Source organism: Desulfurobacterium sp. TC5-1, from assembly GCF_000421485.1.
Lineage (GTDB): Bacteria > Aquificota > Aquificia > Desulfurobacteriales > Desulfurobacteriaceae > Desulfurobacterium_A.
This window is the reverse complement of the sequence record NZ_ATXC01000001.1, coordinates 577040-598438: the sequence shown is the minus strand read 5'-3', so window position 1 is coordinate 598438 and position 21399 is coordinate 577040. Positions and strand designations below refer to the sequence as shown.

The 21399-nt window shown below is 37.9% G+C and carries 22 protein-coding genes and 1 CRISPR repeat array; of the genes, 13 read left to right on the top strand and 9 right to left on the bottom strand.

Going from position 1 to position 21399, the window contains the following annotated elements; genetic code table 11:
- Position 1 precedes the first annotated feature (1 nt).
- Entirely contained in the window at positions 2–424 is a 423-nt protein-coding gene (locus H153_RS0103000) for a hypothetical protein (RefSeq protein WP_022846663.1), read from the top strand.
- Positions 425–445: 21 nt separating this feature from the next.
- Positions 446–1339 carry an N-glycosylase/DNA lyase gene (locus H153_RS0102995; protein WP_022846662.1) on the top strand — a complete coding sequence of 298 codons (894 nt, stop codon included), beginning with the start codon at positions 446–448 and terminating at the stop codon, positions 1337–1339.
- On the opposite strand, the gene H153_RS0102990 is transcribed toward H153_RS0102995, so the two are convergent.
- Entirely contained in the window at positions 1334–1993 is a 660-nt protein-coding gene (locus tag H153_RS0102990) for an HD domain-containing protein (RefSeq protein WP_022846661.1), read from the bottom strand. The two genes, H153_RS0102995 and H153_RS0102990, sit on opposite strands and share 6 nt — an antisense overlap.
- 119 nt (positions 1994–2112) lie before the next feature.
- Here H153_RS0102990 and argS point away from each other — a divergent pair, with 119 nt between their 5' ends.
- The 7 genes from argS to H153_RS0102955 are packed head-to-tail and all read left to right on the top strand — an operon-like array spanning position 2113 to position 8837.
- The gene (argS, locus tag H153_RS0102985; protein ID WP_022846660.1) at positions 2113–3750 is read left to right on the top strand and encodes an arginine--tRNA ligase; all 1638 of its coding nucleotides are present in this window, start codon (positions 2113–2115) and stop codon (positions 3748–3750) included.
- A gap of 2 nt (positions 3751–3752) precedes the next feature.
- Complete coding sequence (locus H153_RS09835; RefSeq protein ID WP_022846659.1) at positions 3753–4391, top strand: SPOR domain-containing protein; 639 nt, start codon at positions 3753–3755, stop codon at positions 4389–4391.
- A gap of 4 nt (positions 4392–4395) precedes the next feature.
- Positions 4396–5766, top strand: a complete 1371-nt coding sequence (locus tag H153_RS0102975) for a TatD family hydrolase (protein ID WP_022846658.1) — start codon at positions 4396–4398, stop codon at positions 5764–5766.
- Between the two features lie 25 nt (positions 5767–5791).
- Positions 5792–6199, top strand: a complete 408-nt coding sequence (gene nikR, locus H153_RS0102970; protein ID WP_022846657.1) for a nickel-responsive transcriptional regulator NikR — start codon at positions 5792–5794, stop codon at positions 6197–6199.
- 55 nt (positions 6200–6254) lie between these two features.
- Positions 6255–6998 carry a YebC/PmpR family DNA-binding transcriptional regulator gene (locus H153_RS0102965; RefSeq protein WP_022846656.1) on the top strand — a complete coding sequence of 248 codons (744 nt, stop codon included), beginning with the start codon at positions 6255–6257 and terminating at the stop codon, positions 6996–6998.
- Complete coding sequence (locus tag H153_RS09105) at positions 6991–8070, top strand: lytic transglycosylase domain-containing protein (RefSeq protein ID WP_022846655.1); 1080 nt, start codon at positions 6991–6993, stop codon at positions 8068–8070. Before H153_RS0102965 ends, H153_RS09105 begins: the two co-directional genes overlap by 8 nt.
- The gene (locus H153_RS0102955; protein WP_022846654.1) at positions 8067–8837 is read left to right on the top strand and encodes a tRNA (adenine-N1)-methyltransferase; all 771 of its coding nucleotides are present in this window, start codon (positions 8067–8069) and stop codon (positions 8835–8837) included. Before H153_RS09105 ends, H153_RS0102955 begins: the two co-directional genes overlap by 4 nt.
- Here the strand turns inward: H153_RS0102955 and H153_RS0102950 are convergent.
- Positions 8834–9712, bottom strand: a complete 879-nt coding sequence (locus H153_RS0102950) for a hypothetical protein (protein WP_022846653.1) — start codon at positions 9710–9712, stop codon at positions 8834–8836. The genes H153_RS0102955 and H153_RS0102950 overlap by 4 nt on opposite strands.
- 110 nt (positions 9713–9822) lie before the next feature.
- Between H153_RS0102950 and H153_RS0102945 the strand changes: the two genes are divergently transcribed.
- Genes H153_RS0102945 through cas2 (H153_RS0102930) form a run of 4 tightly spaced genes read left to right on the top strand, consistent with a single transcriptional unit; the run spans position 9823 to position 12480 of the window.
- Positions 9823–10953, top strand: coding sequence for a DUF1887 family CARF protein (locus H153_RS0102945; protein ID WP_022846652.1), 1131 nt, complete (start codon positions 9823–9825; stop codon positions 10951–10953).
- Entirely contained in the window at positions 10953–11891 is a 939-nt protein-coding gene (cas1, locus tag H153_RS0102940; protein ID WP_022846651.1) for a CRISPR-associated endonuclease Cas1, read from the top strand. The genes H153_RS0102945 and cas1 overlap by 1 nt, the downstream gene beginning before the upstream one ends.
- Positions 11888–12157 (top strand): CRISPR-associated endonuclease Cas2, encoded by a 270-nt coding sequence (gene cas2 / locus H153_RS09100; RefSeq protein WP_022846650.1) that lies wholly within the window; start codon positions 11888–11890, stop codon positions 12155–12157. The genes cas1 and cas2 (H153_RS09100) overlap by 4 nt, the downstream gene beginning before the upstream one ends.
- Entirely contained in the window at positions 12157–12480 is a 324-nt protein-coding gene (gene cas2 / locus H153_RS0102930) for a CRISPR-associated endonuclease Cas2 (RefSeq protein WP_022846649.1), read from the top strand. The genes cas2 (H153_RS09100) and cas2 (H153_RS0102930) overlap by 1 nt, the downstream gene beginning before the upstream one ends.
- Positions 12481–12607: 127 nt before the next feature.
- Positions 12608–13395: direct repeats of the CRISPR family, unit length 35 nt; unit sequence ATTGAAATGCCCTGATAAATGAGAGGGATTGCGAC.
- 183 nt (positions 13396–13578) lie between these two features.
- Here the strand turns inward: cas2 (H153_RS0102930) and csx2 are convergent.
- From csx2 to cas10, 7 genes are read right to left on the bottom strand one after another with little or no spacing between them, the layout of a single operon-like run.
- Positions 13579–14844 carry a TIGR02221 family CRISPR-associated protein gene (csx2, locus tag H153_RS0102925; RefSeq protein WP_022846648.1) on the bottom strand — a complete coding sequence of 422 codons (1266 nt, stop codon included), beginning with the start codon at positions 14842–14844 and terminating at the stop codon, positions 13579–13581.
- A gap of 1 nt (position 14845) precedes the next feature.
- Entirely contained in the window at positions 14846–15631 is a 786-nt protein-coding gene (gene cas6, locus H153_RS0102920; protein ID WP_022846647.1) for a CRISPR-associated endoribonuclease Cas6, read from the bottom strand.
- Positions 15631–16770, bottom strand: coding sequence for a type III-A CRISPR-associated RAMP protein Csm5 (gene csm5 / locus H153_RS0102915; RefSeq protein ID WP_022846646.1), 1140 nt, complete (start codon positions 16768–16770; stop codon positions 15631–15633). The genes cas6 and csm5 overlap by 1 nt, the downstream gene beginning before the upstream one ends.
- The gene (gene csm4 / locus H153_RS0102910; protein WP_022846645.1) at positions 16767–17732 is read right to left on the bottom strand and encodes a type III-A CRISPR-associated RAMP protein Csm4; all 966 of its coding nucleotides are present in this window, start codon (positions 17730–17732) and stop codon (positions 16767–16769) included. The genes csm5 and csm4 overlap by 4 nt, the downstream gene beginning before the upstream one ends.
- A gap of 1 nt (position 17733) precedes the next feature.
- The gene (csm3, locus tag H153_RS0102905; RefSeq protein WP_022846644.1) at positions 17734–18426 is read right to left on the bottom strand and encodes a type III-A CRISPR-associated RAMP protein Csm3; all 693 of its coding nucleotides are present in this window, start codon (positions 18424–18426) and stop codon (positions 17734–17736) included.
- A 14-nt stretch (positions 18427–18440) separates the two neighbouring features.
- On the bottom strand, positions 18441–18866 hold the full coding sequence (gene csm2, locus H153_RS0102900) for a type III-A CRISPR-associated protein Csm2 (RefSeq protein ID WP_022846643.1): 426 nt from the start codon (positions 18864–18866) through the stop codon (positions 18441–18443).
- Complete coding sequence (gene cas10 / locus H153_RS0102895; protein ID WP_022846642.1) at positions 18856–21327, bottom strand: type III-A CRISPR-associated protein Cas10/Csm1; 2472 nt, start codon at positions 21325–21327, stop codon at positions 18856–18858. The genes csm2 and cas10 overlap by 11 nt, the downstream gene beginning before the upstream one ends.
- Positions 21328–21399 lie beyond the last annotated feature (72 nt).

Genomic DNA, 21399 nt, shown 5'->3' with positions numbered 1-21399 from the left:
CATGGCCTTTATAGAAACACTTTTAATCTTGGTTTATACGCTTGTGGGGCTTTATTTTTTAACTTCCAGTATGAAAGTGGTTTATGGTGTTTTTGTCGTTTCGGGATTTTTCTTTTTGCGTTTTTCCCTCTGTCCTTCCTGCCCTCTCTACGGTAGAGGTTGCACCGTTAAATGGGATAGGGTTGGGAGATTACTTAGAATAAAAAGGAAGAGCCGTTCTTTCTTTTTTCCTTACACAAAAGTGGCAACCGTTTACTGGGCTTTTTTCTTTCTTTTTCCGTTAATTTTGGTTCCTGAGAAAGAATCTGTATTTCTTTTTATACTTTTCCCCCTTTTCATTGTTCAGGTCTTGAGATGCAAAACCTGCGCTGCAGGGGATAGTTGTTTCTTTGGCGGTTTTGTCGGCAGCCGTAAAAAGCATTAAATTTAAAATCAGGGGAAGAAGATGGGAAAAAGGGTTAACCTTGAGATTCATCCGGAAAGAGCAAAAAAAGTTGCGAAGGTGCTTGTAAAAAGACTTGAAAAAGGGGGGATTTTTAGCTTTAAAGAACTTCCGGACGATGAGATAAAGAAAGTTCCGTTGAAAGATAGGGAGAAACTTATAGCTGTTCTTTCCCTTGTCACCGCTCTTGATTACATGAGAGATGCGAAAAAGCTCTGGGAAAGTGCAGTGGAGACCCTTAAAGACAAGGAACTTCAGTGGATTTTTTCACCGAAGGAGGTTGTTAAAAGGGGAAGAAATGAGCTCAAAAAAGCTCTTTTGAAGCACAGAATTGCGATGAGGAAGGATAAGGATACCGATATCTGGTGGAATATTTCTCAAACAATAGCCGGTGAGTTTGGCGGCAGTTTTCTCTCCTTCTTCGACAGTTTTAACTATATGGTTGATGAGACTTACAGAAAAATTGACGATAAAAAGTGGCATGAAAAGTTTCCTAACCTATCCGGCAGGAAGATTTTCCCTCACTGGATAAGAATTTTGAAAGAGAAGGTTGAAGACCTGCCTTTTGAGAATGTGGGAAAACTACCCATTCCTGTTGACGTTCATGTAACAAGGGCAACCTTTACCACGGGATGCATAACGGGAAGCTACAGGGCAAAAAGTATAACGGCAACCGTAAGGAACCTTGTCATAAAAGTGTGGGATGAAGCTTTAAAAGATGAAGGTATTCCGCCGGTTTCAATGTTCAGGCCTCTATGGCTGTTGAGCAAGCACGGGTGTCACTACAGAAAGAATGGCGACTGTCCTAAAAGAGAAGAATGCCCCGTCAGACATTTCTGCGTTTCTGGAAAGGTGGTCGTTTCTGCTTCTCACGTAGAAATTGATACCTCTTTATAAATCTTTCCCGTTAATTTTTATCCTGAATTTGCAATCCAAAACCCTGCTTGCCCTTCTGCACATCTCCATTCTTTCTTTAAAAATGCTGAAAAATTCTAAAATATCTGATATTGAGGTATCCATTTTTAAAACTAATTTGATGGTTTTTTTATCTGGATTTACCTCGATATCGGAATAAAAAATGGAAAAGTTAACCCTATCATGAATATCCTCTTTTATGTTACTGTCTTTTCTCACTCTATTTCTGCTAACGTGAGATTTATCCGCTATTACGACAGCAGCTGCAATTGGCGTTACAGGAACGCCGGTGGCTGATTCGTGGTTTCCTATAGCGTACATCAGATCAGTCAGATCTTCTTCTGTTAGCAGGTTTTTATCTTTGAGTAACTGATAGGTAAGGAGTGCACCTGCCTGTGCGTGGTCGTGTCTGGATACGATATTCCCTATATCGTGGAGTAAGCCTGCAATTCCAGCAAGCTCAACTTCTCTTTCAGGATAGTTCAACCTATCTAAAATCATCCTTGCGCGGCTGGCAACCCAGACTACGTGTTTTGTGCCGTGATAGGTGTACCCCATGTTTTTTAGAAAATAATCGGCTCTTTCTATGTAGTAGAAAATTTTTCTATCCTTCAGCAAGTCTCTATAGGAAATCATTCTTTACCTCTTTCAGGATTGTTTTTACTATTTTACCTTTTTCACACTTTGCTGTTTGAATATCTTTCTACGATAAAATAAAATATTTGTGGCACTACTTTATATTCGAGGAGTCGTGTATGAAAGATACGATAAAAGAAAAGGTGGCTTCTGCAGTTCTTTCCGCTTTCGGAGTGGATGTTGATGATATTCTTGAAAGGGCTTCTTTTGAACCGCCCAAGAAAAAAGAATACGGAGATGTCGCCACCAATGCGGCTTTTCTCCTTGCTAAAACGTTGAAAAAACCGCCGATTAAGATTGCAGAAGAACTTGCAGAGATACTCTCTAACGAAAAGGAATTTTCGAAAGTAGAAGTTGCCGGTAATGGTTTCATTAACTTTTTTCTCTCACCAGATTTTTACGCTGAACTTTTAAAGAAAGTGGTAGAAACCGACTTCTTTATTTCCAACATTGGAAAAGGTGAAAGGGTTTTAATCGAATATGTTTCTGCAAATCCTACCGGACCTTTACATGTTGGGCACGGTAGAGGAGCAGTCGTTGGCGATGTTCTTTCAAGGGTTATGAAACTTGCAGGTTACAGCGTGGAGAGAGAATTTTACATAAACGACGCCGGCAGACAGATTAAGCTTCTGGGTATTTCAATCTATTACAGGATTCAGGAGCTTGCGGGTAGAAAACTTGTTCTTCCTGAAGATGCCTATAGGGGAGAGTACATTATTGACATAGCTAAAGAGCTTATACTTCAGTATCCTGAAATTGTGGATATGGAAGAGGAAAAGGCAATTGAGCTTGCTGCAGAGTTTGGAAAGAAAGTCCTTTTAGAAGAGATAAGAAAAACGCTTGGAAGGCTGAAAGTTGAATTTGACCATTGGTTCAGCGAAAAAAGTCTTTATACAGGCGGTAAGGTTGAAGAGGTTCTTGAACTTCTTAAAGAGAAAGGCTTAATTTATGAGAAAGATGGTGCTCTGTGGCTTAGAACCTCTCAGTTTGGAGACGATAAAGATAGAGTTGTGAAGCGCTCCACGGGAGAATATACCTACTTTGCCTCGGATATAGCTTACCATTACGATAAGATTTTAAGGGGTTACGATAGAGGAATAGATATATGGGGCGCTGACCATCACGGTTACATACCGAGAGTAAAAGCAGCCATAGAAGCTTTGGGAAAACCTTCAGATTGGCTTGAGGTTGTGCTTGTTCAGCTTGTGAAACTTTTTAAACACGGTGAAGAAGTGAAGATGTCAAAAAGGGCGGGCAATTTTGTTACACTTGATTGGCTTATTGATGAAGTTGGCGTTGATGCTGTTAGGTTTTTCTTCCTTACAAAAAGACACGACACGCCCCTTGATTTTGATATAGATCTTGCTCTTTCTGAAAAGAGCGAGAATCCCGTTTATTACGTTCAGTATGCTCATGCAAGAATTTCCAGTATCCTTGATAAGGCAAAAGAAAAAGGTATAGAACCTTCAGTAGAACACCTTGAACTTCTTGGAGAGGAGGAATTTGACCTAATACTTAAGTGTTACGGATTAAAATCAACTCTTGAAGCAGTGGCAAGGAAGAGAGAGCCGCATCTTTTACCTTACTATTTGATAGACCTTGCTTCAGCTTTTCACAGGTATTACAACAAAAATAGAGTTGTGGATGCCGATAATCCGGAACTTTCTTCGGCAAGGCTGTACCTTGTAAATGGTGTTAGGAAAACAATCCGTTCAGGACTTAATATACTTAATGTAAACGCGCCGGGGAGGATGTAGAGATGGAGAAGAACAAAAAACTTTATTACATTTTAATGGCTGCAGCAGTTGTTCTTTTAATGGTTTCCTATGGTATTGGGTTTATGGTGGGTAAAAATTACGGTTATACCACGGCAAAGAAGGAGTTTGAGGTTGAGAAACAGAAACTTATGAAAACTATAGCTTCTCTGACGCCCCTTTCACGTCCCAAACCGGAGGAAAAGGTTGTAGTTGTGAACGGTAAACCGGCTGTCCCTCCTGCTGAGAAAAAGGTAGAAAAGAAAGTTGAGAAAAAGCAGGAAGTGGAGGTTGCAGAGAAAAAGGAACAGAAAGCTACATCCAGGGTTTCAGGCAAGCCTGTAGTGGAAAAGAAAACAGAAGTTACCAGGCAGGAAGTTGCTGTTAAGAAGGAAGTTAAGAAAACAAAGGAAGCTAAGAAGAAAAATAGAGATTACTTTGTTCAGGTTGGAATTTTTAGCAAGAAGGTCAACGCAGAAAGGCTTGTTCACAAACTTAAAAAGGCTGGAATTCCTGCAAGCGTTAGTAGGTTTGGCAGGTACTACCGCGTAACGGCCGGAATGTTTACAGAGAAAGAGGCAAAGTCAATTTTATTAAAACTTAAAAGGATGAAGCTTTCCGGCATAATAAAAAAGAGGAGGTAACAGTTTGATAGATACCCATGCGCATCTACATTTTCCCCAGTTTGATAGCGATAGAGAAAAGGTAATAGAAGAGTGTAAGCAGAAGTTAGAAGCTGTCGTTACGGTTGGTTGCAACATTGAGGATAGTTTAAAGGCTCTTGAGCTCGCCAGAACAGAGCGGTTCATATACGCTTCAGCGGGTATTCATCCTCATGATGCATCTAACTACGTTGCCGGTGTAAAGGAAAAACTTAAAGAGATTCTTTCTGATGAAAAGGTTGTAGCCGTTGGAGAGGCCGGACTTGACTTTTACAGGAATCTTTCACCTAAGGAAAAGCAGGAAGAGATATTCAGAATACAGATAGAGCTTTCAAGAGAGACAGGCAAACCGCTTATAATTCACACCAGGGAAGCCTCCCATGAAATGTCAGAATTTATCAAAAAAGAGATGGAAGGAGTGAAAGGAATCATTCACTGCTTTAACGGTGATAAAGAACTGCTTGAAACGGCGCTAAGAAATGGTTTTTTCATCTCTTACGCAGGCCCTGTAACTTATCCTAAAAATGAAGCTTTGAGGGAGACCTTAAAAAAAGTTCCTTCTTCCCGCCTTCTTGTTGAGACCGATTCTCCGTATCTTGCACCTCAAAAAAAGAGAGGCAGGAGAAATCAACCTGTTTACGTTGCTTATACGATAAAAGCCATTGCCGATTATCTTAACCTCAATTTTACCGATGTTGACAGGATAACAACGGTCAACGCAAAGAGAATATTCGGTCTTCCAATGACAAAAGAGGAATCAGAACCGAAACTTGTTTATAAGGTTAAAAACAACCTCTACATAAATCTTACAACAAAGTGTCCGTGTAACTGTGTTTTCTGTTTTAGGGGTAAAGAAGATTACGTTTTAGGTTACAACTTAAAACTTGATAGAGAGCCGATTGCAGAAGAGTACATGTACCGTATTAAAAATCCCGGTATATACGATGAAATTGTTTTCTGCGGGTACGGTGAACCTTTTGAAAGGTTTGATGTTCTCGTTAAGGTCGCTAAATGGGCTAAAAGGATGGGAGCTAAAAAAATAAGAGTGAACACTAACGGTCTTGCCTATCTGATAACCGGCAGTGAAAACATTTTGAACGAGCTTAAAGGTGTTGTTGATACTTTTAATGTCAGTCTAAACGCTTCCAGCCCTGAAGAATACTACAGGATTGTTCGTCCTTCTTTTGGAAACGGAAGCTTTGAAAGTGTGATAAAATTCATTATTGATGCAAAAGAAAAAGGTTTTAATGTTATTATATCTGCAGTAAACGTTAAAGATTTTGATGTAAAAGCTTTTAAATCGTTTGCCAGAAAGCTGGGTGTTGAGTGCAGGATAAGGGAAGAGAAGGTAGTGTAGTTTCAGAAGAAAAGGAGGGAAGAAAATGGCAGGAATCGTTAGGTTTGGTATTTCAATTGACGGGAAACTGCTTGAGAGGTTTGACGAATACATAGAAAAAAAAGGTTATGTCAGCCGCTCAGAAGCAGTTAGAGACCTTATTAGAAACGCTCTTATCGAGGAATCCGTTGGAGAGGATAGGGAAGTTTTCGGCACAATTACCATAGTGTTTGACCATCATCAGAAAGAACTTGAAGACAAATTAACAGAGATAGAACATCAACATCTTGGAAATATTATTTCGTCCCTCCATGTTCACATTGACCATCACCACTGCATGGAGACGATAGTTGTAAAGGGTAAAGCAAGCGAGATAAGGGAGCTTGCAGATAGAATTATCAGTCAAAAGGGCGTTAAACATGGTAAGCTGGTTGTAACGGGCATAGAGCCTTGATTTTTCCTCTTTTTCCCCACATATTTACCACTGCATACTCTCCGGAGGTAAAGTCATGGCTGGACATTCAAAATGGGCAAACATTAAGCATAAAAAAGCGGCTCAGGATGCAAAAAGAGGAAAGATATACACGAAGCTTGCAAGGGAAATAACGGTTGCTGCAAGAGAAGGCGGCGGAGACCCCGAGTTTAATCCGCGTCTCCGTGCTGCTATTGAAAAAGCTAAAAAGTTTAACATGCCTAAAGAAAACATAGAAAGGGCAATCAAGAGAGGAACCGGTGAGATAGCCGGTGAGACCTACGAAGAGGTAACTTATGAAGGTTATGGTCCTGGAGGTGTGGCAATTATCGTTAAGTGCCTCACAGACAACAGAAACAGGACAGCATCTGAAGTAAGGCACGCCTTTTCAAAACACGGTGGAAACCTGGGAACATCAGGTTGTGTTTCCTGGATGTTTGAAAGGAAAGGCATTGTAACTATAAATGCTGAAGGTAAAGATGAAGAAGAGGTAATGATGGTTGCCATAGATGCCGGTGCTGAAGATTTTGTAAATGAAGATGGACAGTTTGTTATCTATACGCAACCTCAGGATCTTGAGACTGTGAAAAACGCACTTGAAGAAGCAGGAATAGAGATAGAAGAGGCTAAGGTTGACCTTGTTCCTCAAAACACAACGAGGGTAGAGGGTGAAACTGCCCGGAAGGTTCTTAAACTTCTTGAAGTGCTTGAAGACCTTGACGATGTTCAGGAAGTTTATTCCAACTTTGATATGCCCGATGAGGTTATGAATAATGCGTAAGCTCATTTTCGGGCTTCTCCTGCCGTTTTTACTTTTCGCGTCAGCTTCGGCGGCTGACCTTAAGACAGTTGTAGAACAGGAATCTAAAGCTCTTCTTATAGACCAGTTTGGTGCTTCTGTTTCAACTACAAAAGATACCATCCAGACACTTGACATTCCCTGGAATCAGCCGGGTGTTCAGTTCTGGCTTCAGTACTATAAAAACCGCATGAACAGGCTTAAGCTTGTTCAACAGGCGGCAAGATACTCTATTTTCCTGCCTTACGTTAAGCCCATCCTTAAAGAAGAAGGTGTTCCCGAAGTTCTTGCATACCTTCCGATAATAGAAAGTGAAGGTAATCCGGCTGCCGTTTCCCGTGCCGGTGCGGCGGGTCTGTGGCAGTTAATGCCGAGGACGGCAAGACTTTACGGATTAAGAGTGAACTACTACATAGATGAACGTTTTGACATAGAAAAATCAACAAGAGCAGCAGCGCGGTATCTCAAAAAGCTTTATAAAATTTTTGGAAAATGGGATCTGGCCATTGCTGCTTACAACGCCGGTCCAGGAAAAATACTTTCTCTTATGAGGCGTTATCACACCGACTCTTTCTGGGATTTAGCAAAGCTTCCCGATGAAACACTTAACTACGTTCCAAAATTCTACGCGGTAGCTTCTCTCATCAATTCAGGACAGATAAAGGTTGCTACTTCGGAACACAAGCTTTTAAAAATAAAGATTGTTTCAAAAACCAGTTTGTATGCCATAGCGAGGAAGTTGAGAGTTAAGTATGCAATAATCAAAAATTTCAACAGGCAGTATAGAAAAGGAGTTGTTCCCGCTTACAGGTATGTCTATGTACCCGCTTTTTCTATAGGGAACAGAACCTTCCTTGCAAAAGCAAAAGATGCAAGAATTTACATCTACCGTCCGTATAGAACCGAAAAGGTTACCAGAATTGCCAGAAAGTTTGGCACGGACGTTCACACCGTGAAAAAGCTTAACCGCATAAGAGGAAAATACGTCTATAGAGGACAGGTTCTTATCATAGTTGCATACAACAACGAAGGTGAAAGTGTGGTAATGAGATGAATAAGATAAAAAGAGAAGATACGGTTATTTTCTACGATAGAGAAAAAAATAAAAAATACTTTATTAATCTTGCCCTTACGCCGAAATTCGGCACAGAATACGGGATAATTGAAGCTGATGATGTTGTAGGGCTTGAGTACGGAAGTGAAGTAAAAACGCATAAAGGCTATTCTTTCCTTGTTCTTCCGGCAACCCTTCACGATTTTATTATGTACAAGCTTAACAGACTTACGCAGATAGTTTATCCGAAAGATGCAGCCTACATAGCGCTGCGCCTTGATGTAAAGCCGGGAGATAAGGTTGTTGAAAGCGGTATCGGAAGCGGTGCCATGACTGCCGTTTTTGCCCATATAGTAGGTGAAAACGGGCAGGTGATAAGCTACGAGAGAAGAGAAGAGTTCATAAAAAACGCCGTTTCAAACTTGAGAAAGCTTGGACTTGACCACAGAGTAACTGCAAAACATAGAGACATATCAGAAGGGTTCGACGAAACGGACGCAGATGCCGTTTTCCTTGATGTCAGGGAACCGTGGCTTTACCTTGACCATGCCTACGGGGCGCTGAAAAAAGGACGAATGCTCGGCATTTTGGTTCCAACCGTGAACCAGATAATAAAAACACTTGAAACGTTAGAAAACATGCCTTTCATAGATGTTGAAGTTCTTGAAATCCTTTTAAGGCATTACAAAACAGTTCCGGAAAGGCTGAGGCCGGAAGACAGAATGCCTGCCCATACAGCTTTTCTCATCTTTGCACGTAAGGTTTAAGTTAAAATTTTGCTTCCGACCTTTGCCACAGCCGGAGAAATTGCGACTGCTAACAGTACCCTTATTGCCACCATCGGAATCCAGCTGGCACCGAAGATTACGAACAAAAAGCTGTCCTCTATGACAGAATGACAAATCATAAGAAATGTTCCGATAAACAGAATATCTCTCTTCGTTAAACTGCCCGATTCTGCTTCATTTATAAGCACACCGGCGCCGTACGTAATGCCTAAAAATAGACCTGTCAGTATGGAGAACATCGTGTTGACTTTTTCACTGTACCTTTTTACAGGAGGCAGGTTCTTTATAAAGTTCAGTACAAAGATTATCACAACAATTAGAAGAACGATTTTCCCTGATAGTATAACTGCATGCTGAACAGAATGACCGAGCATGTCAAAAATATTTTTGTAAACTTTTACGGAAACCTCTTTCTTACTGCTAATTCGGGAAGACAGATTAAAGGGGAGTAACATTAAAAGTTTTACCGCAACTATAGCTGTTAACGTTCTTAAAATAATAGAATAGATAACAGGAATACCCAGTTTCTTCATTATTGCCGATTCAACCAAAAAAGAGTGAGCGATGCCCAGAAAAAGTCCTATAACCGTCCACTGAAAAGGTGTAAGGCTTAAAGGTGCCAGAAAAGCTATAGCAGCGTAAAGATTAAAAATCATTCCTGCCGCTATTCCAATGGCACTTTCTACCGGTAAATGTATAAGTTCCGTTAAAGGTTTGAAGACAAAAGCAACGTGGTTAAGTATTCCGAAATAGAGCAACGTATCGGCAACAATGTAAAGAGGCACTATTAACTTAACAATAAAAAGACTGCTTCTGACAGCAACTTTAAGCGTTTCTTTAAAATCAAAATTCATTCTGTTCTCCGATGTTTAAGTTAACTTAAATTATTCCTTTAGCTAAATGCAAGCAACAAATGTTGTTTTGGTAAAATAAAAAATGTGCTTAATAGATTTGTGAGGGACGATTGATTTTAGTTTCGCCTGTTTCAACCCAAACATTTCCTGTAGTTGTAACGGCTTTAACTTTGAAGCCGGAGAAGATTCTTCTCCTTTCAACACCAAAAGTCAGGAAGTTTGAAAAATTTTTAAAAAATGTTTTAACCTACTCCGGAATAGAAGTTGAGATTAAGACCATAGAACCTTACAACAGGAAATCCATTGTTTCTTCGGTTTCTGACATTTCCGGTGATGTCCTTTACCTTCTCAACTGCGGAACGAAATACACCGCTATGGTGCTGTTTGATATTGCCGGGAAGGATAAAGTTATTTATTACACGCCCGATGGAAAACTCCTCTCTTTAGACGGTGAAATCGTTGCAGAGATAAAAAATGACTTGCTTGATGTTGAGATTCATTCCGCAATGTACGGGTTTAAGATAAAGTCGGAAGTTCAGGAAATAGGTAAAATTGTTGAAAGGAAGGCATTGACTTATTACGTAGCTTTTAACTATAAAAAATTTACTTTGATTCTTAACAAAATTCAGGGCCAATTCTTACCAAAAGGTCTTTTTCCGCCGGATTTTTACTCTCTTGCCGTTAAATATCAAGTTATTAAACCTCACGGCGGTAAATACCTTGTTTTTGACGAAGGCTATTTAAGAGGTAAATGGTTTGAAGAATTTGTTTTTCTCAAACTTATAGAGAGAGGTTTTTATGACGTTCACATCGGTGTTGTAATAAACTGGTACGATTCTGACGTGGTAAATGAAATTGATGTTATCGCTGTAAAAAATAACAGACTTCATCTGTTTTCTTGCAAGACAGGGAAAAACATCAATGTTTTCTCTAAACATCTTTATGAACTTCATGAACTTACCAAAAGGATAGGTGGAGATTTCGGAAAAGGCTATCTGTGCATAGCGCCTGCAGTTTTAAATACAAAGAGACCTTCTGTAAAAGCTTTTCCTTCCATGCCTAAAAAGCCGTTTGATCGCAGAGATTCAGATTGGCAAAAGTTTTTAAACTCTGAGGAAGGGAAAAAGTATAAAGAAGCTTGGTCTGCATACACTTCTTTAAAGTTTTTAACCAAAAGGGCAAACCTTATGGATTTGCAGATTTTAACAGTAGAGGATTTAATATCGGGGGACTGGCACTGATGAAAGGATTTCTCTTTGTAACTTCCAAAGGTGCAAAGGTTTCTAAAGACGGCAGCCAGCTTGTGATTGACATCGGTGAAAAGAGATCAAGGGTTCCCCTTGGAGCTGTAAGTCATGTTTTTATCATGGGTTATGTCAATGTTACTGTTCCCGTTATTCGGCTTCTTTCAACAAAAGGTAAGTTCCTGTTCATTATGAACAAGTTTGGAAAGTTAATAAGTGTAGTATATCCGGAATTTTTAGGAAGTGACAATAAGTTTCGACTTCTTCAGTATGCCAAATTCAGTAACGAGGAATTTAAGGTTCAATTAACTAAAAACTTACTGCTACAAAAATTAAACAACATAGTGAATGTGCTTTCGGGACTTTACGTTCCGTCAAAAATGAGCATGGCACCGGTAATGGAATGGAAAGAAAGCGTAGAAGCATCTATCTTGTCGGCTTCTGATAATCAATCAATGTTGGGTATTGACGGAAACATGAGCAGATTTCTCTTTTCAAAACTCGCTTCCTTCAATGAAAGTCCTTTTTACTTTGAGAGAAGAATTTATTATCCTCCTGAAGATCCTGTTAATGCGCTTTTAAGCCTTTCATACACTGTTTTCTATTCCGTTTTACATTCTGTTGTGATTTCGGCCGGATTAGATCCGTATTTTGGATTTTTCCATATTAAAAGAGGAAGACATGCAGCCCTTTGTTCTGACCTTCTTGAGATTGTCAGGCCCTTTTTGACGGCTCTTGTTTTCAGGTGTTTGAACGACGGATTTTTTGAAAAGGACGACTTTATAAAAGAGAAAAGAGGTGTCTATCTGAAAAATGAGCCTTTGAAAGTCTTTTTAAAGTATTATACCGATGTGGTCATTCACAACAGAGATGATTCGTATTTCTCCCAGGTTAATAACTTTCTTAAATACCTTAAAGAGGAGCTTAAAAAATGAAGTATGTTGTTGTTTATGATATATCAGATACCAAAATAAGGAATAAAGTTTCTAAACTGCTTTCTTCTTACGGAATGAGAGTTCAATTCAGCTGTTTTGAGATAGAAACTTCGCTGTCTAATGTAAAAAGAATAGAAAAAGAAATTTCTGAGATTATTGATCATGATACAGATAGGGTTTTTATATTTCCGATTTCTCGTTACGTAATTGATATGGTTCAAAAATTTGGTGTTGTTAAAGAACTCAACGAGAGCACAGTGCTGTGATGGGAAAAACAAGGATAATCAAATACCTGGCAGTTTACGATATATGCATAAAGGACAACACACCCAAAGAGGCAAGACTCTCCGCTATAAGACGGATGAAGATAATGAGAATCTTATACTCTTACGGAGTAAGAACGCAGTTAAGTGTGTTTGAGCTTGAACTTTCCCCTTCAGAAAAAAGAGAGATGATAAGCAGAATCAAAAAATATTTAAGGCAAAACACGGATAAATTTTACCTGTATCCGATTGACGCAAAAAGTATTGAGAGTATAATTAGAATAGGTAACTATGACAATACGCTGTTAAGAGACTATTTCTTTTAGCGGTCTTTGCAAGCAGAATATGGAAAAAGTTGTATGTTCGGAAAGCTTGAGATACAAGGGATATTAGCTTTTTATAAAAACTTCAAGTTTTGGAAGCCTTGGAAGATAGGCGGTTAAATTTGCCGCTATTGAAATGCCCTGATAAATGAGAGGGATTGCGACAATTATTGTCTGGGCTACAGTTTTAGGGTCGTCCTTGAAGAAATATTGAAATGCCCTGATAAATGAGAGGGATTGCGACTTGTGCAACTTCCTTTATCTCTTCAATGAATCCCTTATATTGAAATGCCCTGATAAATGAGAGGGATTGCGACAGGCAGAATTGGAATATGTTCATTTACAAAAGGAATCATTGAAATGCCCTGATAAATGAGAGGGATTGCGACTCTCTTGTGTAAATATTTTCTGGCGTTTCCCAGGCTGCTACTTATTGAAATGCCCTGATAAATGAGAGGGATTGCGACATTTTCTTAATCCCCTTTCAGTTTAACAAGGGTTTGTTTATTGAAATGCCCTGATAAATGAGAGGGATTGCGACTCTTTATATCTCCTAAAATTCTCTTCCGTCCTTCTTTAGATTGAAATGCCCTGATAAATGAGAGGGATTGCGACATTTTCTTAATCCCCTTTCAGTTTAACAAGGGTTTGTTTATTGAAATGCCCTGATAAATGAGAGGGATTGCGACTTTCTTGACATAACGCCACCCTATCCTAAATAAACTTTAACTTTATTGAAATGCCCTGATAAATGAGAGGGATTGCGACGTGGATAATCAAATGCTCTTTCTGCTACTTTCGTGATTTTCAATTGAAATGCCCTGATAAATGAGAGGGATTGCGACATTTTATATTTTAATTTATTATTAATTTTTTTATTTTTATTGAAATGCCCTGATAAATGAGAGGGATTGAAATGTCTAAAAAAGATGGGACGTCATCCTGAGCGAAGCGAAGGATCTAAGGCTCTTCAGTGCAAAGCGCCTCAGAGTGACAAAAAGAATTTCATGAAAATCAACATCCCGAACTTTAAAAAGAGTAAAAACTTTGCTTTAATAGATTGGAAAATCAGTGATTTTGATTGTGAACTTCTTATCAATTTTAATGATTGTCATTGTTTTTTAAAATCTTTTCAGTTTCTACGATTAATTTTTCAAGTTGTTCTTTGAGTGCTTTCGTTTTTAAGCTTTTTTCTCTCATTCCACAATGGTTAATATCATTGCGAAAATCGGCCATTGTTTTCAGCAAATTCTTCCATTTAGATGATGACATGCTTTTCTCTTCAGCTTCTTTTCTTGTATTACGACAAAATATCTTTTCTGTTCCGTAATTCTCTTTCACAAGAAGGGTTGATATATATTCTCTTAAAAATGTATATCCTTGCTGGATTAAATTATGAGAAGAACACCACTTTGCTGCGCTCAGGAGATTTTCTATTCTTCCGGTCGAAAATTCCTTTAAAGAAAATTGAATTTTTTTTAAGAGATTTTTTAATAGTTTTGAAAATTTTCCGTTTTCTATCTCGATTTCTCTGGAAAAATTTTTCAGTATTTCGTAATCAAGAGATTCCGGCTCTGTTATTTCAATCTCTTTTCCGTTTTCATTTTTGCATGAAAATTTTTCTTTTGAAAATCCCGAAATTATCTCTTTCCCTCTGCAGGTTCTAATTGACTCGGTAAATCTCTTTAAATGTATGGAGAAATCTCTTAACTTTTGAGCGTTTTCATCTTTTCCCCTTGTCTTTTTAAGGATGTTTTTGCTTTCATTTTCTAACAGTTCCGTGAGAGTTTCGGAAATACCATACTTGATGAAATTTTGGGTTCCGACTATCCAGTCAAAAAGTTTATCGAGATCCGTTAATTCAAGTATTGGCGTTACTTCCGTGCCATCTATCTTATTTCTTGCTTCCCAGGCACCGTAAAATATTCCGGCTACTTTTATATTCTTCGTCAGCTTTAAATAGCTCAGCATAACCATCAACATCATAGGATAAAATCTAAAACCGTGGGTAATATCAAAAGTTACCGATTCATTCTCATTGAAAGATGAGGCTAATTTTTCAAATAATTGCCACATTTGCGTCTCGGAACTGATTATATCTTTATCTATAAAAACCGGCTCCAATTTTATATCAATGGATAGTTTCTCAATTTCGGATTTAAGAGACGGCCAATTCTTTTCCTTTGCCGTAGGTGTCAGGAAAATTCTGAAAATTTTTTCACTTTCTCTCTCTTTCCCTTCTTTACTGTTGAGAATTTGAAGCAGAGCCGACTGAATATACTTTGTTCTCACCTTTTCACCGTAAAGAAAATAGGTTGTTTCCTTATAATTGCTTGTGCCCAGAAAACTTGCAAAAACTTCAGCCATGTTAGCCTCCCTGAAGATTAAAGAATGTTCTAACTTTTCCGAATCCCATGGTTGTTTTTCTTCCTATACCGCAGAAGGGAGCAAACAGGGTTAACTGAGTAATTATCCTGTTGAATTCAGCATCTTTAGATGCGTTGTAAAAGACTATTCGTCCCCTGAATCCGGTTATTTTCTTGAGCGATGCCATTTCAAGCTTTGTCGTTTTTATCCAGCATCCGGCAACCTGTATATCTCTCCCGATTTTTTCAAGGATTTCCTTTGACGGCAGTCTTTCCCCTGAAAATCGATTCCATTTTTTAAGGATGCTTTTGTATATGAGAGAAGGTTCCGGAAGCGGATAATCATATTTACCTCTTTTAAATGTCGTTGGCGTTATGAAGTCCAGTATAATATCTCTTGTGCGGGTGTTTGCTTTCTCTTTTATGTTTTCATAGCTTATTATGTCATCCGAATCTATTTTGAATGTTCTGAAAAGTTTTATTTTATAACTGTTTAAGTAATAATTTCTGTTTCTTGAATTTAAGATAACAGCTGTTGTTGTTTTTGATAATAACCAATCCTCAAGGAATGTTATCTCTACAAAAAATCTTTTCACCGTTTCCTTTTTACTTCTAAAAAATACGGGACAGCATAGGGTAAATGGTTTCAGCCCGTTTATACTGTGAAGTTTTCCGGCTGTTTCACTGTCAAGTATTGAGAAAAACAATCCGTGAATCCTGTCGGGAGAAAGCTCCGATACAGGAACTGGATTATCGGCTTCAAATATAATCCTGATCTTTCCCGGCATTATTCAATCACCTCTAAATAGCACCAGCCCATAGGCTTTTTATTTATTGTCCAGAGGGTAAGCGGCGGCAGTGCTTTATACTGTTTCTTTTCCTTGTCGTATATCTTCGTAATTTCCTTAATGCCGGTTGTTACGGCAAGGGAGCCGGAATGAAAACCGACCTTGATAGGTGCTTCTTTTTTATGCTTGTACTGTCTTAATTTCCAGTTGATAAAGTCTTTAAAGTATTCTCTTTCGCCGTTGTAATATGTATTCTTCCCATAGTGTATTCTTAGGTATTTCATTATGTTTTCTATGCTGAAATTTTCTTCTCTGAAATTTTTCTCATTTCCGAATATCTCTTCGGCTGCTTTTTTGTCTATTGTTATTGTTCCTTCAAAAACGCTTTTTTCCGTTATGTATTCAAGATACACAGGAAGACCTGTTTTTTTCTTTTTTCTGTGCACCATTTCAGCTTTACCTATCTTTATTCCTCCATCAACAAGCATAAAATCTGAAACTTTTATGAACCGTAAAATGTCCTTGGTGGTGTCAGGTTTAATTTTTCTTTCAAAATTGCGCAGTGCCAGAGATATTAATTCATTATTCATGTTGTTAATGGCTTTCTTGGGATTTCTGCTGTATTTTGCCCAAATAGTGCTTAGCTTTTTTAATAGTATCTCATCTTTAGATATTAAATAGCTAATAAGTGCTGTCCTTATTGCACCTTTTATACTGCTTCCCGGAATCATAGGTTTAAAAGATAAGGGATTCTTGTAAGTTTTTCTTATTTTCATCCGGTTTAAAATCCCCATTATTTTGCCGCTTCTATGCCTTTCTATGTTTGCAAATCTGAATAATTTTTTTTCAAGATCTGATAGGGCATCTTTATCAATTTCAAAATTAGCCAAACTGTCTTCCGGATTGAAATTGTTATGGACAAGTTTTCTTATTTCAATTATAGACGATTCATCTCCCTTTGCTGCTATTTTTGTAAATAAGTCAATTTTCCCGAGTTTTTCAAGGCGTTTAAAAAATTTAGCCTTATTAATTACATAAAATTTTTTGTTTTTTACCGTGTATTCAAGATCGTAATACGTATTTCCAGTTCCTATATGAGTTGGTGTTTCAACAGTTAATTTTAACTTATAGCTTTTCATTGCAACCTCACAAACAGTGGAAGTATTTTTGCACAGTGGATATAGCTATCATTCTGAGAAATCTTATAAATTCTACCGTAAACCTCTTTTCTTTCTTTGCATTTAAATACAGACCCTTCTTTCGTGAGAATTACAGGGTTCTTGAATATGTTTATTCCCTCGGGGCAAACTTCAGGTCCATGTTTGGGGAACTTGGTGAAAAATCTTGCATAGTAGTCTTCTATTTCGCCTTCCTTAACCATTCCGGTTGAAAGAGAGATAAATCCGTTTGGATTTGCTGTTTCCGGAAGGTCAGATTCATCAATAGACACAATTTCAAATTTTCCTTTACCGGTTGTTTTTTCTCCACCAAATCCGTTCAAACCCATAAAATGAAATGTTTGTTCTACTTCTTCCAGAGTTATCCGTTTTGAATTAAACTTACAGTAGATTTCAATCTTCGAACCTTTGTTGAAAAACAGGTATTCCTTATCGAACAGATGGCCTTCAAGGTGACTTCCGAACCTACGGTCGATTGTAACGTGCATCTGTTTGGCTTTTCTGTAAGACGGTAGAGCTTCTTTTTCATTTGATTTCCTGGTAAAGTTTTCAAAGAGAATTTCAGCGGTTATTTCTTTTCCTGATTCTATCAGTTCCCTCAAGAGCTTTTTCTCTATAAAGGGTTGCTTTTTAAACTTCTTGAGAATTTTGTATATGCCAATGTCTTTTTTCTCAGCTACTGGCAGGTTTCTGAAAGGTATAACAGGAAACGGCAGATATCCTTCGGGAAAGCCGTTGGAGAAAACCATGACAGGTTCCGTGTCATAGTTATTAATCAGGTTCTCAAGCTTTTCTCTACCATATAAAAATCTGTAATGCCAGCAGAATTCTCCAAAAAGTGTATCGCTCTGTAAGAGTGTATTGCTCTGTAGTGGTGTATAAAATGGTGTTAATGGTTCTATAACTAATTTTATTGCTTCCATTTTAAAGCTCCACTTTCTCAAGGTCTATATCTTCTTCTCCTTTGCCTATTAAGGTTTTCTTTTTAAGTTTCTCAAATTTAATCTTTCCGTAACCTCTTGATACACTTCCACCGATTCCGTCTATTTCAAGAAGTTTCAAACCTTTAAGTAGATATTCAAACAGTTTTTCATCTTCTTCGTCAAAAATTTTGTAAACAAGCTTAAATTTAAATTCTGCACCTGCAGGAATCCTTTCCGTATGCCTTGGATTTTCTCCGGTTCCTTTTATTCTGTTAACCATCACTTCAGCTTTATCTTCTGTCATTAATGCACCGACTCTTTCTTCTAAAAGCTTCCTGCTTTCTTTTGTTAAAAACAAATCATAAAAAGACGCTCTCGCAGGGCCTATCCTGTTTTCTTCAGAACCGGAAACACCAAAAATTTTCAAAATAACTTCTGCTTCTTTACTTCCATCAAAGTTTGAAAAAGGCTTGCCTCCCTGCATATCTACTTTTCCAAGGTACCACTCAAGAAGAAATCTCATTTTTCCCTTTATGGAAGAACCCGGAATATAAGGTTCATTGGTAATAGGATTCCTAACTACAGGATTGTCTATTCCGCCTATTTTTATCTCATCATTTCCCGCTCCTATATGAAGACCCGTGACAAGTTTAACAGTTCCTTCAATCGTGACTATTTCTTTTAATCTTTCCATCTTCTCCTCCAGTTTTAATTTTTCTTAACATACATATTTGCATAACCTACAACTGCTTCAAAAAGAGTCATGAGCTTGAGAAAGTTATCTTTATTGCTGTTGATTGCTTCATTAGTTAGTTCTTTTAAAAATCTTTCAAAGGCATTTCCAATATTATTTCTGCTTCTGTCATATGTTGCATAAGCTGCGGTCATTGCTATTTCTGGATAGAATTCCTTAATGTCATCCGTATTTTTCGTTTTTATTCTTTCTTTTATATCCAATAGTCTATGGTAGTGCTTGCGAATTTGGTGTTTTGACGTTTTATCTTCTGCAAACAATTTTGCCACTTTTTCTGCTGTATCTTTTAACACTTTTGCTTGCTTTTTCCGGTCTGCGGAAAGGTATTCTCTAAACATTTTTGTGATAATTTCCAGATCGGGATGGTGTTTAGTTTCCATATCTTCTCCTCCTGTAAAGGGCTTTAACTAATGCTATATAAAGTTTGTTGTCTTTTTCTTTTCTGCTGATGTTTTCAGAGTAAATTTCTATGTAGTTAATCCACTTTCTCAGGAACGAAGTGATGTGCTCTTCGTCGTTTTTATGATTTTCTTTTCCGTAGTTCCTGCTTATAAGGTAACTCAGATACGCCTTCCACAAAGCATTCTTTCCGTCCTCGGGTATGGAATTTGCCATGTCGGAAAGTTTTATAAGTTTGTACGCAAGGGCGGTTGAAACGTTGTTCTCATCCATTTCTCTTTCAAGTTCTCCAGCTATCCGGAGAAGCTCTTTAAATTCGTCGTAGGTTACCGTCCTTCCGAAAGCAGTGATGCGATTCTTCTTTTTTTTCGATTTTTCAAGCTCACCTTCTGCTCCTTCAGCAAGGAAATATACGGGAACGTCCGGTTTTGTAACAAAAATACCGGAAGAAAATGTAATATCGGGGTTGTAGGCAACATACCGTTTGAATTCTTTTTCCATCTCTTCAGAAAATTTAAACATTGTTTCCCACGGTCCTATCAGGAACAGGTCATCACCGCCCGCAAATACGGTATAGATGTTGTGGAATCCTTTATCCTTCAATTCAAATTTGCTGGTGAGAACAACAGAGAAAAAGTAATCTATCATTCTGCTGAGATATAAAACGCGGGAAACGGAGTATAAACTTTCCCTGCTTTTATCTTCAGAACCTTCTATTCCGACAAAACCTTTCATAAAAATAAAACCTAAATTGTCAACATCTGCTTTAAGAACACCGATGAAGGGTTTTCCTTTTAATCCTTTTTCATCTGAAATTAGGGATTCAATACCCAACTGGCAGAAAGTTTTAACTGTCGGTATATCTGGATTTTCCTCGCATCTTTTAATAATTTCTTCTTTTATTATTTCAGATAAATTTGCGCCGGGCTTATTGACCGGTAGATGGACATTCACATTTTTAGCTGGAATTCCCGGTACTGACTCACCTATGGAAAAAATGAGAGTATCATCCGGTGCACTTCTATATTCAGAAATCAGATTATTTGTATCCGTGTAAGCTTTTATGTCTGGAAGGGGGAAGAGTTCATGATTCGGTGTAACTTTTATTGCTTTTGCTTTTGGTAACTTTTCTCCGAGGTTCTTTAAATAATCACATAAACTGCATATTTCTTTATTTTTGCCGGTAGGGCGGATTCCGCATATTGAACATGGGGACTTACCCATGAGAGATTGAATGTAATTTTTAACGGCAAACTGTTCCGTGTTTTTGATGGAAAAGGATTTGAATTTCTGCTTTCCTTCTTCAATATGTAATTCCTTTAATTTTTCAAGGAATTTTCCCTTTTCAAAATCTTCCGGTTCTAATTTAACATAGGCAAGATTAATTGAAAGAAGTCCATAGTGATTTTTTATAAGTGCCTCTTCAAGCTGATGTTTAATATTTCTAATTCTGGATTCTGCATCAATATCGGGTAAAATCATCATAAATTTTCCACCTGCATTTAAAAGAAGAGAAGCTCTGTTTACTTCAAACTCTTCTGCTATCCGGGTAATTATGGTTTCAAGGGCAAAACTGACAAGCAGGGATTTGGCCCTTAAAATTTTTGCCGCATACTTTTTTGATTCTCCGTACCTTGAAAATATGAAGTTCTGTATTCCTGAAAAATCACCGGAGAGTAGAATATATTTTGGCCTTTTTTCGGAATAACTCTGGCGCCAGCGGTAAGAAGCAACAGCTATTGCGGCAGAAGAGGTCAAATGATCGCATAAAGGAACGTCAGGTATGGAGAATCCCCTCGGTGCATAGGTATTTGAAGGAATACACCACGTGTATCTGATAATAGCGGATTTCATCGCTTCATAAAATAGGTTGAAATTTGCAGTTTTTTCTATTGAGTTGAACTCGTCAACAAATTTTTTCCAAAGTTGCCGGTAATCTGCGTTTCTCGCGTCCTCGTAATATCTGCTTTTCTTTTCGGGAAAAGCACTCTCCGGAGAAAGCTTTTTAAATTTGTAAACATAAACATCACTTGAAAGAAGCTCGGAGATATCATTTATTCGCTTTTTGTTATAAGCAATCTCTTCAAATATACAAACAAGGGGTGTTCTTTCTGTAACTTGCTTCTCATCATATTTTTCTTCTATGTTGTGCCTATCAAGTCCGGCGCTGTGCCTATCACCATCTATCAGAGCCTGAAGAGAGCTTGTGAGTTCAACATTATCCAGTTTTTCTCTTCCGTAATGATGATTTCTCACAAGTAAGGCTATTTCCTTGATTTCATTATCCCTGAAGAATTTTTTCAGGCCAGCGGAAAGTTTTTCTAAAACTGCTTTCTCGGACATAACTTGATGAGAATCTCTTTTGCCTTCAGCTCTTCTATAAAACTTGCCTATATCGTGAAGGAGAGCTGCTGTGGCAACGATTTCAAATTCTTTTTCCATGCTATCCCCTTTTGTTTCTTTTTAAAACCACCCTTCGTATATTATATAACGAAATTTTTTAAATTTAGTGGA

Bases quoted from the DNA above. Each gene is read 5' to 3' on its own strand.
- H153_RS0103000 (WP_022846663.1), top strand. From the start codon at position 2: ATGGCCTTTATAGAAACACTTTTAATCTTGGTTTATACGCTTGTGGGG.
- H153_RS0102995 (WP_022846662.1), top strand. From the start codon at position 446: ATGGGAAAAAGGGTTAACCTTGAGATTCATCCGGAAAGAGCAAAAAAA.
- H153_RS0102990 (WP_022846661.1), bottom strand. From the start codon at position 1,993: ATGATTTCCTATAGAGACTTGCTGAAGGATAGAAAAATTTTCTACTAC.
- argS (WP_022846660.1), top strand. From the start codon at position 2,113: ATGAAAGATACGATAAAAGAAAAGGTGGCTTCTGCAGTTCTTTCCGCT.
- H153_RS09835 (WP_022846659.1), top strand. From the start codon at position 3,753: ATGGAGAAGAACAAAAAACTTTATTACATTTTAATGGCTGCAGCAGTT.
- nikR (WP_022846657.1), top strand. From the start codon at position 5,792: ATGGCAGGAATCGTTAGGTTTGGTATTTCAATTGACGGGAAACTGCTT.
- H153_RS0102965 (WP_022846656.1), top strand. From the start codon at position 6,255: ATGGCTGGACATTCAAAATGGGCAAACATTAAGCATAAAAAAGCGGCT.
- H153_RS09105 (WP_022846655.1), top strand. From the start codon at position 6,991: ATGCGTAAGCTCATTTTCGGGCTTCTCCTGCCGTTTTTACTTTTCGCG.
- H153_RS0102955 (WP_022846654.1), top strand. From the start codon at position 8,067: ATGAATAAGATAAAAAGAGAAGATACGGTTATTTTCTACGATAGAGAA.
- H153_RS0102950 (WP_022846653.1), bottom strand. From the start codon at position 9,712: ATGAATTTTGATTTTAAAGAAACGCTTAAAGTTGCTGTCAGAAGCAGT.
- cas1 (WP_022846651.1), top strand. From the start codon at position 10,953: ATGAAAGGATTTCTCTTTGTAACTTCCAAAGGTGCAAAGGTTTCTAAA.
- cas2 (WP_022846650.1), top strand. From the start codon at position 11,888: ATGAAGTATGTTGTTGTTTATGATATATCAGATACCAAAATAAGGAAT.
- cas2 (WP_022846649.1), top strand. From the start codon at position 12,157: ATGGGAAAAACAAGGATAATCAAATACCTGGCAGTTTACGATATATGC.
- csx2 (WP_022846648.1), bottom strand. From the start codon at position 14,844: ATGGCTGAAGTTTTTGCAAGTTTTCTGGGCACAAGCAATTATAAGGAA.
- cas6 (WP_022846647.1), bottom strand. From the start codon at position 15,631: ATGCCGGGAAAGATCAGGATTATATTTGAAGCCGATAATCCAGTTCCT.
- csm5 (WP_022846646.1), bottom strand. From the start codon at position 16,770: ATGAAAAGCTATAAGTTAAAATTAACTGTTGAAACACCAACTCATATA.
- csm4 (WP_022846645.1), bottom strand. From the start codon at position 17,732: ATGGAAGCAATAAAATTAGTTATAGAACCATTAACACCATTTTATACA.
- csm3 (WP_022846644.1), bottom strand. From the start codon at position 18,426: ATGGAAAGATTAAAAGAAATAGTCACGATTGAAGGAACTGTTAAACTT.
- csm2 (WP_022846643.1), bottom strand. From the start codon at position 18,866: ATGGAAACTAAACACCATCCCGATCTGGAAATTATCACAAAAATGTTT.
- cas10 (WP_022846642.1), bottom strand. From the start codon at position 21,327: ATGGAAAAAGAATTTGAAATCGTTGCCACAGCAGCTCTCCTTCACGAT.